Genomic DNA, 16,649 nt, shown 5'->3' with positions numbered 1-16,649 from the left:
GACATCGGAGATGGAGAGCCAAACTAAGGTAATCTGATTAATAGAGGCTGAAAATTACTGATTAGCCCCAGCATTACCCCCATTCTTCGCCATTATCGGCCGGTAAGTCCTCACCCCTCACTCCTCAATTCTTTTGTAAAATATGACTGCGATCGCTGTTCAGATAACTTCTATTTTACCCCCCGACACGACGGTTATTGCCTGGCAACAAGTGCCAAAAGAGGAACAAGAAAGATTATCAAGGGCAATTAGGGGCAAAAGTCCTGAAATTATAGTCTATCCCGCTAATACGGCCGCTTTATCCTCTCTGGTGCGTTTTAGCAACGAAAATCGTCTGTCTTTACTGGCCTACGGTCAAGGCAGTAAATTAGATTGGGGTGGGTTAGTCGAGTCGCCCGATATTTTAGTTAGTAGCCAAAATCTCAACCGGATTATTGACCATGCTAGGGGAGATTTAACTATAACTGTGGAAGCTGGTCTTAAACTAGCAGATTTACAGGCTTTTTTGGCTCCTAGCGGTCAATTTCTTCCTCTTGATCCCAGTTATGCCCATAATGCCACGATTGGCGGTATTATGGCCACGGCCGATGCGGGAACATGGCGGCAAAGATACGGTGGAGTCCGGGATCTGATCCTAGGATTCTCCTTTATCCGTCACGATGGCGAGATTGCTAAAGCTGGAGGGCGTGTGGTGAAAAATGTGGCGGGATACGACATGATGAAGCTATTTACGGGTTCCTACGGCACTTTAGGGATTATCGATCAAATTACCCTGCGACTCTATCCCGAAACCCCTAACTCAGAAACCCTGATAATCACTGGAAATAGCGAAAATATTAGCAAATTGAGTCAAGTTATTCGGCAATCGTCCCTAACTCCCACCGTGGCTGAATGTTTAAACCCAGGGATGACGCAAGCACTAGGATTAGGGGAAAAAGTCGCTTTACTGCTGCGTTTTCAAAGCATTCCCGAAAGTATTAGCGAACAATCGCAACAGGTGAGTTATTTAGGGCAACAGTTAGACTGTCAGACTAATTATTATCGGGATGAGGAAGAAATTTCTCTATGGCAAAGATACCGAAAAACAATCGATAATTATGACCAAGAGGGCAATTTTTTCGGCAAAATAGGATTATTACCTAGCAATTTAGCTCTAGTTATCGACCAAATTAACGGACTAGCCTCGATTAATATTAGTAGCGGCGTGGGTAAAGTTATCTTAAAATCGGAGGAAAATCTTGACAAAATTCGCTCTTTATGCCATGGCAATCAGGGTTATTTAACGGTGTTAACCGCGCCGCCATCGCTAAAAGAAAAAATTGAACCTTGGGGCTATACAGGTAACGCGATTACCATGATGAAAACCCTAAAAACTAAATTCGATCCTCACGGTATTTTTAGTCCTGAACGCTTTCTTAACAAAATCTAATTAAAAATCATGCAAACCTCCGATAATTCCGTTAACTTTCAAGAATTAATCGACCAAAAAAATCAAGGATTTGACCCCAAGAATCCCCCAGCCCAAGAATTAATCGATAGTTGTGTTCACTGTGGTTTTTGTCTATCTACCTGTCCCAGTTATCGAGTCATTGGCAAAGAAATGGACTCCCCCCGGGGCAGAATTTATCTGATGAATGCCATTAACAAAGGGGAGGCAGTTTTAGACGAAACCACTAGCCAACATTTTGATACTTGTTTAGGTTGTTTAGCCTGTGTTAGTACTTGTCCATCGGGAGTACAATACGATCAATTAATCGCCGCAGTTCGTCCGCAAGTGGAACGCAATCAACCCCGCAGTTTTAAAGATAAAATTATTCGTTTTCTCATTTTTAATCTCTTTCCCTATCCCGTCCGTCTCAAATTATTTTTACCCTTCCTCTGGTTATATCAAATCCTGGGATTACAAACCCTAGTCAGGAAATCGGGTATCTTAAAAATGCTCTTTCCCCGTCTAGCGGCCATGGAATCAATTTTACCCAAAATTACTCTAAATTCTCTGTTTAAAAACTATGCCGATGTTATTCCCTCCCAAACGGAAAAACGCTATCGGGTGGGAGTAGTTTTAGGTTGTGTGCAGCGCCTCTTTTTCTCGCCGGTAAATGAAGCAACAGTGCGGGTTTTAACTGCCAATGGTTGCGAAGTGGTTATCCCAAAAACCCAGGGTTGTTGTGCCGCTTTACCCGCACACCAAGGACAGGAAAAACAAGCACAAAGTTTAGCCAGACAAATGATCGATAGTTTCGCAGAAACCGAGGTTGATTATATTATTATCAATGCGGCGGGTTGTGGTCATACTCTCAAGGAATATCATCATATTTTAGCCGATGATCCTGAATATAAAGATAAGGCTAAGGAGTTTGTGGCTAAAGTACGCGATGCTCAAGAATTTTTGGCAGCAGTGGGATTAACTGCTGATTTATCCCCGATTACCGAGACAGAATTAACCCTAGTTTATCAAGATGCCTGTCATCTTTTACACGGACAAAAAATCTCGGTGCAGCCACGACAATTATTGCAAAAAATCCCCAATATTAACTTAAAAGAACCTATCGATGCGGCCCTGTGTTGTGGTAGTGCCGGAGTTTATAATATGCTACAGCCAGATACTGCCGATGAATTAGGTCAGCAGAAAGTACGCAATTTATTAAATACTGGGGCTGCGGTGATTGCTTCTCCTAATCCGGGTTGTTCCCTACAAATTAAAAAACATCTACAATTACAGGGAAAAGATACACCCGTTATTCATCCTATCGAATTATTAGATTATGCGATTCGCGGGCTGAAAATTTCCTAGTTCATCCCCGTTTTATCTTAATTTTCGCTAATTTTCTCGATAGTTTTTCCTTCCTGTCACCTAGAATTTTGATAGAGGGGTTTCACCTCTCCTCTGTTATTACTCGGTGGAAATAGCATCAAGAAAAATCTAGGGAACAATATTGTTCCCTTTTCTATCTTAGAATTCAGTTCACAGAAAAATACAATTAGGAGCAATCAGACTCAACTATTTACTAAGATAATTTACTTTTGTTTCCCTATGGTAAGGTTCGGGAAAACCCCGGACTTAAAACTGGGCATATTTGTTTATTTCCTAATTCAAACTCAACCATAAAATTTTTTTAGGAGAAATCAATAATATGGAATTAAAGGCCGAAACTAGCAACTTTAGTCAATCAAGAAAGCTTTTCTTGTATATATTAAAAATCTTCATCATTTGGAGAGGAACACTTTTACTGATGCACCTAATCGGACTCAGTTTTAGTCAGATGAATGAATATCCTTGGCAGACGTTTCCCGATAATCATTATTTGGATTCTTTTTTTCGTTGGGATAGTGGTTGGTATAACGGCATTATTCAGGGGGGATATTCATACAATACTGAAAAACAATCGAACGTTGCTTTTTTTCCTCTCTATCCTATTTTAGTCAAAGCAATTGCATCTTTAACTTCCTTAAGTGTGCCTATTTCTGGTCTTCTTCTTTCTAATTTATGTCTAATACTTGCCTTATTTTTTGTTTATAAAATCAGTAATATTTATCTGAATAAAAGAGGCTGTGAAAAAGTTTTAATTCTTATGTTGGTTTTTCCTACTTCCTTTTTTTATAGCTGTTTTTATACAGAAAGTTTATATTTGCTAACCACCGCTGCTTGTTTTTATTTCTTCCTGAATAAGAAATACTTTTGGTCTGGATTTTTTGGATTTTTTGCCAGTTTAACTAGAGTCACAGGAGTAATAATTTTTCTGGCTTTTGCTATCGAATTACTCTGGAAATATTTAAAGAAAAAAGAACTGCCCAAGAGAGAAAGTCTTTTCCTCCTATTAATACCCTGTGGGTTAATCGCTTATATGGTATTTTTAGCTTGGAAATTCAACGAACCTTTGGCATTTGTTAAAATTCAGGATCTGTGGGGTAGAAATGAGAGAGTATTTCCTTTAATTACTCTAATCAACTACTGGAAGAATATCAATTTTATGTTTCCCAAAGATGCCAATAATGCAGTGAGATTCCTAGATACTTTTTTCAGCTCCTTTTTTTTAGGTATCTTGCTATTCTCTATCATTAAAAAGCCTCTCAATATTTCCCTATTGATTTTTGCCTTTCTGAGCATTTTTTTACCTTTAAGTACAGGAACAACACAATCAATGATGAGGTATATGATGACAATATTTCCAATATTTATTATCCTTGTATATTGGAGCAAAAAAAATCGTTATTTTTATGGATTTCTGTTATTCTTCTTTACCTATTTTTTATCAATTCTATTTCTTTGGTATGGTAATTGGGGCTGGATAACTTAGTTGATCGTGCAGTTGAGTCAAATTATCACAACTAATAATGCTAACATAGCTCTTTGCTCAAAGAGAGTCGATTGATTTGTTCAAAAATATCAACTAGATAGAGAATTATTGTAATCATAAATTAGAGTTATGATAAAAAATGTTACTCACATTGCCGAATATCTATATCGCTCAATAAAATCAATCACAATTACAGGATAAGCGTTTAAATGCGATCGAGATTGGCTTGATTTTAATACAAAAATACTGCACATTGATCATCATCAGTTCCTGAACAGAAGCAAAAGAAAACCCCACAGACAAAGACCTTGTAATGATAAAATCGACAATGGCGACAGCTTGGCCATTAGTATTTTTTGCGTCGGACTAGCAGGAGATAAAAGCGTGACCTTTAAGATTGGTTTACTCGGTTTCGGGGTTGTGGGGACGGGAACAGCGAAAATCCTCCTCGATCCTTTTGGTCGTCATCCCGTACTCAAAGAGATTACCATTGGACGAGTGGGAGTTAGATCCCTAGATAAACCGAGAGAAATCGAGCTTTCTCCCCAGCTGTTGACCACTGACCTAGAATCGATCGTTACTGACCCCGAAATTGATATTATTGTCGAATTATTGGGGGGTTTGGAACCAGCACGCTCTTTAATTCTCAAGGCAATCGCATCGGGAAAGCACGTTGTTACGGCAAATAAAGCGGTTATTGCCCGTTTTGGCGATGAAATCTACGCCAAGGCCAACGAAAAGGGGGTTTATGTCCTCCTAGAAGCGGCCGTGGGTGGTGGAATTCCCGTCATTAAACCCTTAAAACAATCCCTCGGCGCTAATCGCATCAGCAGCATCATGGGAATTGTCAACGGCACAACTAACTATATTCTCACGGAAATGAGCCAAAAAGGGGCAGATTTTAGTGAAGTGCTGGCCAAAGCTCAGGAATTAGGCTATGCAGAAGCGGATCCCACTGCGGACGTGGATGGATTCGACGCGGCCGATAAAATTGCCATTTTAGCTTCTTTGGGTTTTGGAGGTCGGGTAAAACGGGAAGATGTTTACTGTGAAGGTATCCGGCAAGTTAGCGCCGTCGATATCGCCTACGCTGATAGACTGGGATTTGTGATTAAATTATTAGCGATCGCAAAAGATACGGTTAAGGAAGATTCCGATACCCTAGAGTTGCGGGTTCATCCGACCCTAGTACCGAAAACCCATCCCCTCGCTAATGCTAACGGAGTCTATAACGCTATTCTCGTCGAGGGGGAACCCTTGGGCCAAGTGATGTTTTATGGACCGGGTGCCGGTAGCGGACCGACGGCCAGCGCGGTAGTATCGGATGTGATGAATATCGTCGGAATTTTAAAAAGTAGTGGCAAAACCAGGGAACTTGACCCGCTTTTAAGCTGTATTCACCAGCATTATTGTCAAATCGCCCCGATGGAGGATTTATCGACCCGTTTTTATGCTCGTTTTCTCTGTCGCGATGTGCCGGGGGTAATCGGTCATTTAGGTATGGCTTTCGGCGACCATGGGGTTAGTCTAGAGTCCGTGGTACAAATTGGTATTAGGGGTGATTTAGCCGAAATTGTCGTTGTCACCCACGATGTACGCGAGGGCAATTTCCGGAGTGCTTTGGCAGCAATAGAGTCTTTAGAAGCTATTGACAGTATTCCCAGTATTCTCCGGGTTTTGTAGTCAAGAAATCGCTTTTTTTATGGTCATGGGTCGGAGAATCAAAAGTGAGAAAAGTTGGCTAAGTTTCATTAGCACAATTTTGTTTTTTTGTCTAGGTTTTTTGACCTTAAATCAAAAATTAATTTTTGCCCAAGGGTCTGATAATGTTTGTCCCCTGCCGATTTTATCAAGGTTACAACGCCATAAAATCCAAGCGGGAGAAACGATCGCCTCAATCGCCGAAAAATACGCTCTCATCCCGGCAACGATAATTAAACTCAATCCGACTATTCTCAAAAATGGTTTGGCCCCCGTCGGGAAAGAAATCTTTATTCCCCCGATGAACGGCATTCGCATCGAAGCACCCAAGGGTTCCACTTGGCGCGATTTAGAAGCGGCATCAGGTATTCGTGCCGATATACTCTTTGAGCTTAACGGTTGTGGTCGCCGGCCGACAATAGTTTTTATCCCCGGCACCAATTGGTCCGCCACGGGCAAGCGATCGGATTATACTGGATTAAGTTCTTATCCCTTACCCTTTGCTAGTAGTGCTGGCTTAACCTACGGTTGGCAAAAAAGTCCCACGGAACAGAAAAATCTCTTTCATAGTGGTATTGATCTTCTCGCAGATATTGGTACAAGTGTTTTAGCGGCCGAGGATGGTCTAGTGATTTATGTGGGTCAGGAGGGGGCCTATGGTAATTTGGTAGTAATTAATCATTTAGGTCGCCGGCAGACCCGTTATGCCCATTTAAGCAGGGTGACAGTGAGAATTGACCAACGGGTACGAGCAGGAGACGTTATCGGTGCGGTTGGCACCACGGGACAACCGGATATTATTCCCCCCCATCTTCATTTTGAGGTGCGCTTAGATACTCCCGTCGGTTGGATAGCGCAGGATCCCGCTTTGCATTTGCCCCAAATCGGCCCGCAATCAAGTCAAAAGTAACCCGACTAAGGGCAATAAGTCCGGCAGAAATGAGAGAATTATTGATTTGTAGCAGGCATTAACCATCGCTGCTATTACTTTTGAAAAATGGTATGAGGCACTTCACTGATTACCGCTTCCGTCGGTTTACTGATCGCTATTTTGCCCTTTGTCTTTTTTAAGTAAAAAATTATCTCTATGGATGAAACTAAACCCGAATTAAATCAAGAAATTGACTTAGAAACCGAAAAAATTGAGCCATCAGCCTCGGTAAGGTCGAGATACGCCCAAATCCACCTAAAAAGTGAGGGCGAGAAATTGGTGCTAATTTTGCCCAAAACCAGTGCCAGGGAGACAAGTCAGGATTGGACAGATATCTTGACAGGATTGAAATATTATCTCCGTAATAGCGGCCAAAACTGCCCCCCTAGAACACCAGTACACCTAGAGGCCAACGATCGCCTGATGGATACGCGCCAACTACAAGCGATTGCGACAATTTTAGACAGCGCCGAATTACCCCTGCACACCATCCAAACCCAAAGAAGACAAACCGCAGTGGCAGCGGCAACTATGGGTTACAATGTCGAACAAATGCGCTCGAATCCCACGTTTTTCGGGGAGAATCAACCGCCCCAATCCCCCCTCGCCGAACCTTTGTACTTAAAAACCACCCTGCGATCGGGTGTAGAAATCCGTCACCCCGGTACAGTTATCGTCATGGGCGATGTCAACCCTGGCGGCTCCCTCGTCGCCGATGGCGATATATTAGTTTGGGGGAGTTTGCGCGGTGTGGCCCATGCCGGATTTCGCGGCGATCGAGCAGCGGTAATTATGGCCCTGCGAATCGACTTAACTCAACTGAGAATCGCCGAATTAGTGGCACGGTCTCCGGCTTTAGATAGCGATCGCATGGAACCAGAAATTGCCTGTATCAGCGAAGGAGGAATTCGCATCATTGGGGCTTATAATTTTTCCAGAACCTACACCTTTAAAGATCAAGTGGGATGGGTCGAAAAAAAGTGAGCGGCGACTGGTAAACAGTGAACAGTAAACAGTGATTCAGTGACCAGTAAACATAGGGACTAACTGCTTTGAAATGAAAAACTCTATCAAACCAATAACTGATAACTGATAACTGATAACTGATAACCGGTAACTGATAACTGATAACTGATAACTGATAACTGATAACTGATATAAATTATGGCTCGTGTAATTGTGGTGACATCAGGAAAGGGAGGAGTCGGTAAAACGACAGTAACGGCGAACTTAGGTTCAGCTTTATCTCAATTAGGCTGTCGAGTCGCCCTTGTCGATGCCGATTTCGGACTGAGAAATCTCGATTTATTGTTAGGATTAGAACAGCGTATCGTTTATACTGCCCTCGATGTGGTGGCGGGAGATTGTAGCCTTGATAAAGCTTTAGTTAAGGATAAAAGACAGGAAAATCTGGTCCTATTACCGGCAGCACAAAATCGCACAAAAGAGGCAATTACTGGCGATCAAATGAAGGATTTAGTCGCCCAATTGTCAAAAAGTTATGACTATGTATTGATTGATTGCCCGGCAGGAATTGAAATGGGTTTTCGCAATGCGATCGCCCCTGCCCAAGAAGCGATCATCGTTACTACCCCAGAAATGTCGGCGGTGAGAGATGCCGATCGCGTGGTGGGATTACTAGAAAGCGAAGATATTAAAAGTATCCGTCTGATTGTCAACCGACTGCGGCCGGAAATGATCCAACTTAACCAGATGATCAGCGTTGAGGATATTCTCGACCTCTTGGTAATTCCCCTTTTAGGGATTATTCCCGACGATCAAAGAATTATTATTTCCACTAATAAAGGGGAACCATTAGTATTAGAGGAGAAGACCTCTCCCCCTGCCATGGCCTTTAGAAACATTGCCCAACGTTTACAGGGTCGCGATGTGCCGTTTCTAGATTTAATGGCCGGTCAAGAAGGTTTTCTTACCCGTCTGCGTCGTCGCTTATTTGGGCCTTAAACTCTCTCATCTCAACCCCTTAACCTACTATGAATGACCTGATCGATAAACTTCTTGCATGGCGCAGTTCGGGCAAAAGTGGCGACCAAGCTAAAAAACGCTTAAAACTTATTTTAGCCCATGATCGCACCGATCTTAGTCCCGAACTTCTCAATATGATGCGTCAAGAAATCTTAGAAGTGGTCAGTCGTTATCTTGATATCGACACCGAGGAAACCGAGTTACTCCTAGAAAGTGACCAACGAACTACCGCCCTGATTGCTAATTTTCCGATTCGTCGCATCAAACGCCGTCCTTTAACCGAGAAATTGCCATGAAAACTCAACCGATCAAGCTTTGGCTTAGTCTAGCGGTCAGTCCCTTTCTTCTCTCCTATCTGGCCTTGCGTTCCCTCAATCATTGGTTAATTGAATTGGGCCAAGAAAGTGAGGAATTGTTTCGCGGCGATCGCTTGCCCCTGCTCAATATTCCCGATCAGTTGCCGGTCAACAGTGACCAATAATCTTTTCTGGAAAAAGTCACCAAGAAAAAAAATCCTTTTGCCCTCTGAAAAGAAGCAAGAATAGTGAAATTTTTGTTAAAAATCCGAAAAAATATGATTCTTGGGGATATAATCTCATTTTTAACCAACCCTAAGAACTAATCCCGATCTATCAGTGATCAGTGATCAGTTATTGGTTTGATAGAGTTTTTCATTTTAAGGCAGTTAATCCCTATTTTTACTGGTCACTGAATCACTGTTTACTGTTGACTGATTACTGATTACTGATTACTGATTACTGATTACCGATTACTGATTAAAATTATGAGCGTCCTTGTCCCCTCAACCGAAACCGAACCGGATATTTTCACCACTTCTAACCTATTTCTGCAGCAAAGACTGAAATTAATCGAAGATTTATGGAAAGAAGTCTTAGTCTCCGAATGTGGTCAAGAATTAGTCGATTTACTGGAATTACTGCGCCATCTCTGTTCTGAGGAAGGACAAGTGACCGATGATAGTCCAGAAGCAATGATCGCCAAAATGATCGAAGACTTGGAACTAGGGGAAGCGATCAAAGTCACCCGCGCTTTTGCCCTCTATTTCCAGTTAATCAATATCATCGAACAACACTACGAACAAAGGGATCAGCAACTACTGCGACGGACGGTGATCGGGGAAGAAAACGAAAGTCCCAAGGCTGACCCAACGCAAAAAAGCATTTTAGCCACCATTGTCGGGGCCGATTGGCTAGAAAAAACCCTGAACGAGTCCGATCACTCCAGCCCAAAATCGGGACTATTTCACTGGTTATTTCCCTATCTCAAACAGGTTAACGTCCCCCCCCAAGAAATCCAGCGTCTTCTCGATCAGTTAGATATTTGTCTGGTTTTTACGGCCCACCCCACGGAAATTGTCCGTCACACCATTCGCATTAAACAGCGCCGCATCTCAGGCATTCTCGAAAAACTCGACCAAGCAGAAGAAATCTTTCGCAGTATGGGGTTAACCAACTCCAGAGAAGCACAAACAGTAACCAAACAGTTAAAAGAAGAAATCCGTTTTTGGTGGCGAACAGATGAACTACACCAATTTAAACCCACCGTCGTCGATGAAGTGGATTATGCCCTGCACTACTTCGATGAAGTTCTCTTTGATTCCCTACCCCAGTTAACCCTGCGTCTGCAGCAAAGTCTAGAATCCTCCTTTCCCCGTTTACAAGCGCCAAAAAATAACTTCTGTCGCTTCGGTTCTTGGGTTGGGGGGGATCGGGATGGCAATCCCTCCGTTACCCCCGAAGTCACCTGGAAAACCTGCTGTTATCAGCGCAATCTCGTTATTAAAAAATATCTCGATGCTATTCGCGACCTGACCAGTATTTTAAGTGCCTCCCTGCACTGGTGTCATGTCTTGCCGGAGTTGCTGGACTCCCTGGACAGAGATAAACAGCAAATGCCTGAAATCTATAGCCAGTTAGCAATCCGCTACCGTCAGGAACCCTATCGCCTCAAATTGGCCTTTATTCAAAAACGTCTGGAAAATACCCGTGATCGCAATAATCGCCTCAATGACCCGGAAGAACGACAATTATTAACTAAACTCAACGAAACCAACATCTATCGCTCCGGTTCCGAGTTTTTAGCCGAATTACAGCTATTAAAGCGCAGTCTCTTGCAAACCGGTCTTTCCTGTCAAGAACTCGATCGACTGATCGCCCAAGTGGAGATTTTTGGCTTTGTCCTGACTCAGTTAGATTTTCGGCAAGAATCCACCCGTCACGCCGAATGTATCGAAGAAATCGCCGCCTATCTCGGAGTTTTACCAAAACCCTACGGCAAATTAACCGAATCAGAAAAAATCGCCTGGTTAGTGGGGGAATTAAAAACCCGTCGGCCCTTAATTCCCCGGGAAATGCCCTTCTCGGAAAGAACCTGCGAAACCATTGAAACCCTGCGAGTTTTAAGAAGTCTGCAAGGGGAATTCGGTCTGGAAATCTGCCAAACCTACATTATCAGCATGACCAACGAGGTCAGCGATGTGCTAGAAGTGCTGTTATTAGCCCAAGAAGCTGGTTTATACGACCCCGCCACTAGCCGCAGTTCCCTCCGCATCGTTCCCCTCTTTGAAACCGTCGATGACCTCAAACACGCCCCCGGCATCATGCAGACTTTGTTTGAATTGCCCCTCTATCGAGCAGCCCTGGCCGGCGGTTACGACCATTTAGCGGCTTTAAACGGGGAGGACGTGACCCCGGAACCGGCCATCCTCGAACCGGGTAATTTACAGGAGATTATGGTGGGTTACTCCGATAGTAACAAGGATTCTGGCTTTTTGAGCAGTAATTGGGAAATTCATAAGGCCCAGAAGGCTTTACAAAAAACCGCTAAACAATACGGCGTGAATCTACGTCTTTTTCATGGCCGGGGCGGTTCCGTCGGTCGGGGTGGTGGACCGGCCTACGCCGCTATCCTCGCCCAACCCCGGGGAACTATTAACGGTCGCATTAAAATCACCGAACAAGGCGAGGTTTTAGCCTCGAAATACTCTTTACCAGAATTGGCCTTGTATAACCTCGAAACGGCCGTAACGGCAGTCATACAGGCAAGTTTACTGGGCAGTGGTTTTGATGATCTCGAACCCTGGAATCGCATCATGGAGGAGTTGGCCACCCGTTCACGGCAAACCTATCGCAGTTTGATTTATGAAGAACCGGACTTTTTAGACTTCTTCCTGTCTGTAACTCCCATTCCTGAAATTAGTCTTTTACAGATTAGTTCCCGACCGGCGCGCCGGAAAAGTGGTCAACAGGATTTAACTACCCTGCGGGCAATTCCCTGGGTATTTAGTTGGACCCAAACCCGTTTTCTTTTACCGGCTTGGTATGGTTTAGGGACAGCTTTACAGATGTTTCTCGATGATTCTCCTAGCAGAAATTTGGAATTGTTACGCCATTTTTATCACAAGTGGCCTTTCTTCCAGATGGTGATTTCTAAGGCAGACATGACTCTATCGAAGGTGGACCTACAGATGGCCTATCACTACGTCAGTGAACTTTCTAAACAGGAAGATCGAGAACGTTTTCAACGTCTGTTTGAAAGGATCAAAGAGGAATATAATCGCACTAGCGAGATTGTTCTCCAGATCACCGGCGAGAAACATTTATTAGATAATGATCCGAATTTACAGCGCTCGGTGCAGTTACGCAACGGTTCGATCGTTCCCCTCGGTTTTCTACAGGTGTCTCTCCTCAAGCGTTTACGTCAATACAATAGTCAAGCTCAATCCGGTGTGATTCATTTCCGCTATTCTAAAGAGGAGTTATTAAGGGGTGCTTTAATGACGATTAATGGTATTGCCGCAGGGATGAGAAATACTGGTTGATTACAGATAATTAGGGTGTGCTGAAAAAGTGTATTGGTGGGGGCAGGGTGTGGGGTGTAGGGTGTAGGGATTTTGAGGGGGTCAACCACCTAATTTTCAGGGAAAAAGTCCTTGAAATTTCCCTCCGATACCCGCAATGGCTGGCACTTTTTGAGGGGAAAAAAGTCTAAAAATGTTACCCAACAAGGTTTTTAGATTTATTCAGCCAACCCTAATTAATGGTAGTTTTCGGGGGGATTGTCTTGAAGGTAATCCACCCCATTTTTGTGATTTGTCAACTTTTTGTAGAACTTCTACTGAGTTGTTATTTTTAAAGGGAAACTCCCCGATAAAATTGGCCATTACTTCCGATTTTATCACTCAATCCCAGCTTTTGGGGGGTTCTATTGGCTAATATTACTATAGCGTTTCCTAAGCTAGTGAGGTACACATATTTTTCTTCCCTTTTGACTTTTGCCTCTTGCCTTTTGCCTAAAACCCATAACTTTTGTACCTCAGCAGACTGAAAAACGCTATATCACTTATTGACTAAAAATGAAGATTTTACCGCTAACAGTTGACAATTGATCATCGATCCCGAAGAGAAGCAATTAAGCTCCCTGGTGTGTCGGAAGATTAGAGATTGTGCCAAAATGGAGAAAGTGACCCAATGATTACAGGTAAATTGTTAAAGAAAGGATCGAGTAACCGTGACTGATACGAACTTAGATATACTATCCTTGACCGATCCAGCGATCGCGGGGATTCTGCAAAAAGAACTGCAACGTCAAAGAGATCACCTAGAATTAATCGCTAGTGAAAACTTTACCTCGGCTGCCGTCATGGCCGCCCAAGGTTCGGTTTTAACCAACAAATACGCGGAAGGACTGCCCAAAAAACGCTACTATGGCGGTTGCGAATACGTTGATGAAGCGGAACAATTAGCGATCGATCGGGTTAAACGACTATTTGGGGCAAACCACGCTAACGTACAACCCCACTCTGGCGCCCAAGCTAATTTCGCCGTTTTCCTGACCCTCTTGCAGCCCGGCGATACGATTATGGGCATGGATCTCTCCCACGGGGGTCATCTTACCCACGGTTCCCCCGTTAACGTTTCCGGAAAATGGTTCCGAGTAGTACAGTACGGAGTAAGTCCCGAAAGCGAACTCCTCGACTACGATCTCATCCTTGACATCGCCCGCAAGGAAAAACCAAAACTAATTATCTGCGGTTATTCTGCCTACTCGCGCCGGATTGATTTCGAGAAATTCCGGGCCATCGCTGACGAAGTGGGGGCCTACCTGATGGCAGATATCGCCCATATTGCCGGTTTAGTGGCCACCGGTCATCATCCTAACCCCCTACCCCACTGTGATGTGGTCACTACCACCACTCACAAAACCCTGCGCGGTCCTAGGGGGGGTTTAATTATGACCAAAGACGAGGAATTAGGCAAAAAATTCGATAAATCCGTCTTCCCCGGTACCCAAGGCGGGCCCCTAGAACACGTGGTCGCGGCGAAAGCGGTGGCTTTTGGGGAGGCCCTGAAACCGGAGTTTAAAATCTATTCGGGCCAAGTAATCGCTAATGCCCAAGCTTTAGCCGGTCAGTTGAAGGCTAGAGGGATTAAAATTGTCACCGATGGTACGGATAATCACTTGATGTTACTCGATTTAAGATCCGTGGGCATGACCGGGAAAGAAGCCGATCGCTTGGTCAGTACCATCAATATTACCGCTAATAAAAACACTGTTCCCTTCGATCCCGAGTCTCCTTTTGTCACCAGTGGTCTGCGCTTGGGTTCCCCGGCTATGACCACCAGAGGACTAGGAGAAACGGAATTTATCGAGATTGGCAACATCATCGCCGATATTCTCCTTAATCCTGGTGATGAAGCCCTGAGAACTGCTTGCCGTCAACGGGTAGCTAAACTCTGTGAAAGCTTCCCCCTCTATCCCCATCTCCATATTTCCGTCCCCGCCTTGGCCTAAAACGAGAGATAATAAAAACTCATAATTGGCGATTGCCCGTCAGTTGCCAATTGTGAATTAAATCGCCCCCCAATTCCCATGTCCGGAGATTTATACTATCTAATTGCTTTTCTGATCGCCCATACCGTGGTACTTTGGAGTACCCCCCTCGTCAGAACCGTCGGACTGAAAAGCGGTTACGTCGATAAACCCAACGAAAGGAAGGTCCATGAAAAGCCTATGGTTCGACTGGGGGGAGTTTCGATCTTTATCGGCGCTTTAACTGCCCTCCTGATCGTTTGGTGGTTAGGAGGGTTTGCTGGTTTAAACAGCGATCGAGAATGGGAAGTGTGGGGCGTAACCCTAGGCGGTTTGGGCTTTTTCCTCATCGGTCTAGCGGATGATCTTTTTAATCTTTCGCCCCTCAATCGTCTGGTAATGCAGTTTAGCGTCGCTTTTCTAGCTTGGCAAGCTGGGGTGAGGATCGATTTCCTCTCTATTCCCTTCGGCGATTTATTACAAATTCATTGGCTAAGTTTACCGATTACTCTCCTCTGGTTAGTGGGGATGGCTAACGCTATTAACTGGATTGACGGTTTAGATGGATTAGCAGCGGGAGTTTCGGGTATATCTGCCGTGGTGATTTTGATTGTAACTTTGGTGATGGGACAACCGGCCGCCGCTATTATCGCCGCCGCTTTAGCGGGTGGGGCCTTGGGTTTTCTGCGTTACAATTTTAACCCCGCTCAAATTTTTATGGGGGATGGTGGGGCCTATTTTATGGGTTTTACCCTGGCGGGTGTGGCGGTGATTGGATTGGCGAAAACTACTGCTGTGACTACTGTTGCCGTTACCGCCGTCCTATTGCCCTATCTCATCCTTGCGGTTCCTCTCCTCGATATGTCCACGGTGATTATTTCCCGTCTCAAACGCGGAAAATCCCCTTTTGTGGCTGATAAACGTCATTTACACCACCGTTTACTGAAAGCTGGTATCTCTCACCGTCTGACAGTGTTATTTATCTACGCCCTAACTCTCTGGGTGGGCAGTTTAGCCCTCGGTTTCTCCAATGTTCCCAGTGGTTGGGGTTTTGCCTTTGGTGCGACTCTCCTCCTCGGTTACGTCGGTTGGCAAGTCTGGCGCAATCGTGGCGGTGAACCGTAAGCCATCTTAAACTAGAAAAAAGATTAATAATTAAGATAGCGGCAGGATAACTCTGGGAGTTTAGCAAATGTCTAACGAAACTGTAACTTATTCCCTTGAAACGGTTCTTAAGGAAATCAAAGACAGCATCAAGGAAGTCAACCACAAAGCTGATAGAATCGATCAACGTCTGACACAATTAGAAATCGGACAGGCAGAACTTAAAGGAGAAATTAAAGCTTTAGATGAGCGACTAAGCACAAAAATTGACGGATTGACCGCTAGAGTTGCCTATCAAGAGTTTACTAATCGAGGCATTTTGATCGCCCTTGTTGTTGCTATTTTAGGAGGAGCAGCTAAACTTTTTGGGTTTATTGGCAACCCCTAGAAGTTGCCCTTAGCATCATAAATTTTTCCTATCTTATTTTTTCAGCAAGCCCTAATTAAAGTTATCAAAAGTAGGAGTTTAGCAAATGTCTAACGAAACTGTAACTTATTCCCTTGAAACGGTCCTGACAAGGATTGAGGGAAAAATCGACTCTTTACAAAGAGATGTTAATGAGCGTCTCACTAAGCTAGAGATAGGACAATCGGAAATAAAAGGGGATATTAAAGCCCTAGATTCTAAAGTTATGGAAATAGAAAAGCGTATTGACGACCTGAATGCAAGGGTGAATATTACCACTAATGGATTTCTTGGCATTGTCGGAATTTTGGTGACAGGAATACTAGGCATTCTGGGAAAAATCGTCTTTTTCCCTAATCCCTAAAAGTTGTCCTTTAGAGATAAAATAAGC

14 protein-coding genes are annotated in these 16,649 nt (G+C 43.9%); all 14 read left to right on the top strand.

Annotation, left to right across the window (positions count from 1 at the left end; translation table 11 throughout):
• Positions 1-142 precede the first annotated feature (142 nt).
• The 14 genes from O9334_RS08010 to O9334_RS07945 all read left to right on the top strand — a co-directional run bounded on the left by O9334_RS08010 (position 143) and on the right by O9334_RS07945 (position 16,622).
• Positions 143-1,429 carry an FAD-binding oxidoreductase gene (locus O9334_RS08010; protein WP_287999796.1) on the top strand — a complete coding sequence of 429 codons (1,287 nt, stop codon included), beginning with the start codon at positions 143-145 and terminating at the stop codon, positions 1,427-1,429.
• A gap of 9 nt (positions 1,430-1,438) precedes the next feature.
• Complete coding sequence (locus O9334_RS08005) at positions 1,439-2,794, top strand: (Fe-S)-binding protein (RefSeq protein WP_045358796.1); 1,356 nt, start codon at positions 1,439-1,441, stop codon at positions 2,792-2,794.
• A gap of 340 nt (positions 2,795-3,134) precedes the next feature.
• Positions 3,135-4,298, top strand: a complete 1,164-nt coding sequence (locus O9334_RS08000; RefSeq protein ID WP_287999795.1) for a putative hexosyltransferase — start codon at positions 3,135-3,137, stop codon at positions 4,296-4,298.
• Positions 4,299-4,682: 384 nt separating this feature from the next.
• Positions 4,683-5,981: a homoserine dehydrogenase gene (locus O9334_RS07995; RefSeq protein ID WP_045358857.1), complete on the top strand. Its 1,299-nt coding sequence runs from the start codon at positions 4,683-4,685 to the stop codon at positions 5,979-5,981.
• A 19-nt stretch (positions 5,982-6,000) separates the two neighbouring features.
• Entirely contained in the window at positions 6,001-6,909 is a 909-nt protein-coding gene (locus tag O9334_RS07990; RefSeq protein WP_045358795.1) for a LysM peptidoglycan-binding domain-containing M23 family metallopeptidase, read from the top strand.
• A gap of 177 nt (positions 6,910-7,086) precedes the next feature.
• Positions 7,087-7,914 carry a septum site-determining protein MinC gene (gene minC, locus O9334_RS07985; RefSeq protein ID WP_045358794.1) on the top strand — a complete coding sequence of 276 codons (828 nt, stop codon included), beginning with the start codon at positions 7,087-7,089 and terminating at the stop codon, positions 7,912-7,914.
• 180 nt (positions 7,915-8,094) lie between these two features.
• A complete protein-coding gene (gene minD / locus O9334_RS07980) occupies positions 8,095-8,895 on the top strand; it encodes a septum site-determining protein MinD (protein WP_045358793.1) in 801 nt (266 codons plus the stop codon).
• Between the two features lie 29 nt (positions 8,896-8,924).
• The gene (gene minE, locus O9334_RS07975) at positions 8,925-9,212 is read left to right on the top strand and encodes a cell division topological specificity factor MinE (RefSeq protein WP_045358792.1); all 288 of its coding nucleotides are present in this window, start codon (positions 8,925-8,927) and stop codon (positions 9,210-9,212) included.
• On the top strand, positions 9,209-9,397 hold the full coding sequence (locus tag O9334_RS07970; RefSeq protein ID WP_045358791.1) for a hypothetical protein: 189 nt from the start codon (positions 9,209-9,211) through the stop codon (positions 9,395-9,397). The genes minE and O9334_RS07970 overlap by 4 nt, the downstream gene beginning before the upstream one ends.
• 303 nt (positions 9,398-9,700) lie before the next feature.
• Positions 9,701-12,757 (top strand): phosphoenolpyruvate carboxylase, encoded by a 3,057-nt coding sequence (ppc, locus tag O9334_RS07965; protein WP_045358790.1) that lies wholly within the window; start codon positions 9,701-9,703, stop codon positions 12,755-12,757.
• A gap of 689 nt (positions 12,758-13,446) precedes the next feature.
• Positions 13,447-14,730 (top strand): serine hydroxymethyltransferase, encoded by a 1,284-nt coding sequence (gene glyA / locus O9334_RS07960; RefSeq protein WP_287999794.1) that lies wholly within the window; start codon positions 13,447-13,449, stop codon positions 14,728-14,730.
• A 78-nt stretch (positions 14,731-14,808) separates the two neighbouring features.
• Positions 14,809-15,873: a glycosyltransferase family 4 protein gene (locus O9334_RS07955; protein WP_190358322.1), complete on the top strand. Its 1,065-nt coding sequence runs from the start codon at positions 14,809-14,811 to the stop codon at positions 15,871-15,873.
• Between the two features lie 67 nt (positions 15,874-15,940).
• On the top strand, positions 15,941-16,240 hold the full coding sequence (locus O9334_RS07950; RefSeq protein ID WP_045358786.1) for a replication protein RepU: 300 nt from the start codon (positions 15,941-15,943) through the stop codon (positions 16,238-16,240).
• Between the two features lie 85 nt (positions 16,241-16,325).
• Positions 16,326-16,622, top strand: coding sequence for a DUF4164 family protein (locus tag O9334_RS07945; protein ID WP_045358785.1), 297 nt, complete (start codon positions 16,326-16,328; stop codon positions 16,620-16,622).
• Positions 16,623-16,649: the final 27 nt, after the last annotated feature.

The sequence above is a fragment of the Microcystis sp. LE19-8.1F genome (assembly GCF_027531715.1).
In the GTDB taxonomy this organism is placed as follows: Bacteria; Cyanobacteriota; Cyanobacteriia; order Cyanobacteriales; family Microcystaceae; genus Microcystis; species Microcystis wesenbergii_A.
Note: the sequence above shows the minus strand (reverse complement) of the source record. Positions and strands in the feature narration are given on the sequence as shown.

Bases quoted from the DNA above. Each gene is read 5' to 3' on its own strand.
- O9334_RS07950 (WP_045358786.1), top strand. From the start codon at position 15,941: ATGTCTAACGAAACTGTAACTTATTCCCTTGAAACGGTTCTTAAGGAA.
- O9334_RS08000 (WP_287999795.1), top strand. From the start codon at position 3,135: ATGGAATTAAAGGCCGAAACTAGCAACTTTAGTCAATCAAGAAAGCTT.
- O9334_RS08005 (WP_045358796.1), top strand. From the start codon at position 1,439: ATGCAAACCTCCGATAATTCCGTTAACTTTCAAGAATTAATCGACCAA.
- minD (WP_045358793.1), top strand. From the start codon at position 8,095: ATGGCTCGTGTAATTGTGGTGACATCAGGAAAGGGAGGAGTCGGTAAA.
- minC (WP_045358794.1), top strand. From the start codon at position 7,087: ATGGATGAAACTAAACCCGAATTAAATCAAGAAATTGACTTAGAAACC.
- O9334_RS07970 (WP_045358791.1), top strand. From the start codon at position 9,209: ATGAAAACTCAACCGATCAAGCTTTGGCTTAGTCTAGCGGTCAGTCCC.
- O9334_RS07990 (WP_045358795.1), top strand. From the start codon at position 6,001: ATGGTCATGGGTCGGAGAATCAAAAGTGAGAAAAGTTGGCTAAGTTTC.
- minE (WP_045358792.1), top strand. From the start codon at position 8,925: ATGAATGACCTGATCGATAAACTTCTTGCATGGCGCAGTTCGGGCAAA.
- ppc (WP_045358790.1), top strand. From the start codon at position 9,701: ATGAGCGTCCTTGTCCCCTCAACCGAAACCGAACCGGATATTTTCACC.
- O9334_RS07945 (WP_045358785.1), top strand. From the start codon at position 16,326: ATGTCTAACGAAACTGTAACTTATTCCCTTGAAACGGTCCTGACAAGG.
- O9334_RS07955 (WP_190358322.1), top strand. From the start codon at position 14,809: ATGTCCGGAGATTTATACTATCTAATTGCTTTTCTGATCGCCCATACC.
- O9334_RS08010 (WP_287999796.1), top strand. From the start codon at position 143: ATGACTGCGATCGCTGTTCAGATAACTTCTATTTTACCCCCCGACACG.